The organism is Rhodanobacter terrae (assembly GCF_042657005.1).
GTDB lineage: Bacteria > Pseudomonadota > Gammaproteobacteria > Xanthomonadales > Rhodanobacteraceae > Rhodanobacter > Rhodanobacter terrae.
Genome location: NZ_JBHSNG010000073.1, coordinates 1 through 1,263 on the forward strand (window position 1 = coordinate 1; position 1,263 = coordinate 1,263).

The 1,263-nt window shown below is 58.7% G+C and carries 1 protein-coding gene; it reads left to right on the plus strand.

All coding sequences use genetic code 11. The annotated features are described in order from the left end of the window. Nucleotides 1-418: 418 nt before the first annotated feature. Entirely contained in the window at nucleotides 419-823 is a 405-nt protein-coding gene (locus ACFPPB_RS20270; protein WP_377330465.1) for a hypothetical protein, read from the plus strand. The last annotated feature ends 440 nt before the right edge of the window (nucleotides 824-1,263 follow it).

Genomic DNA, 1,263 nt, shown 5'->3' on the forward strand with positions numbered 1-1,263 from the left:
CGCCGGTTTCGACTGCACGACCTGCTGCCGCGGCTGACGCGCGCGATGGTGCTCTGCAAGCCTTGCCCGGAGCCGATGCTGCGCTTGGCGAGTAATTTTCTTCACTGAGGTTCGACGCTAATCAGGAATGGGGAAGGGAGATGTGATGGAGGCTACAAGGATTGCCCGCCGGCTGATCGGACTACGAAGGCTAGGACTGGCACCGATGCTGCTATCGGCGTTATTTGCGCCAAGTGGGTGCGTGCATGCCGCTTCTCTTGCAGGCGGGCCCAACGCTTCGCCATCTGCCAACTGCGAGTCGAGCATGGCACCTCAGGCGGCAGGACGGACAAAGGCCGGGTATCCGGAGGTCAAGGTGTGTCGCGGTCCGGACACGGCCTGGATCGTCGTTGTGCGAGGGCGCGGGAGCAGGCACGCGATGACGGAGTCGGCACACTTCAGCATTGGCCAAGGACGGTTCGGTTACGGGTTTGGTGTGGAAGCCATCGTGGTGGATGCGCCTGATCGGTTCCACGTCCAGTTCACCTATGGAAGCGCGAGCGTCCCGAACTCGGACGTCATTCGATTTGTCTGGCGAGACAGCGCCTGGCGGATCGCCGGACGGGATTTTTCGACTTTGGCGAGATGCGCCGACGGCTCCATCGACACGTCTTCCCGCTATTCCGTCAACTACCTGACCAAGCGCGCGGTGGCCACTCTCTACGACGGCTGTCGATTGCGCAAGACAGTGAGGGCTTCTTTGCACGCGATGCCTCCGACGTTGCAAGGATTCGACCCTCTCGATCCGGCGCTTCGCCCCAAGCAATTTGCCGCTTACTTCTGAACTAGGGAAAGGCTTCCGCAACAAGGAACGGAAAGAATTAAACGTTTCCTTGGATGAATAAGGGTCGCCGTGACCAAACCATCAGGGACGGAGGCTGAGGTTTCCCCGGTTTCCGTTTTGTGTCTGGGTCGTGACGATTCAGCCGGAACGCATCACGACATCCCGTTCTTTGCATTCGTGATCGCAGCCTAAAACGGACTTTTCAGGGGCGACTTACCGCTTCGCAATACCCATGTGTTTCATCAACTCCGCAAGCTGCGGCACCCTTTCTCTAGCTTGATCTAGCACGTCACGGTTAAGTAGCCGATCCATCTGTCGACTCCCCGTAAACTTGATCCAGGCATAAGCAGAGGTCTCCGGGCAAACTAGCCCCAAGGAGACCCACGATGCGCAAGAGCAAGTTCACCGAAAGTCAGATCGTCGCGACGCTGAAGCAGGTC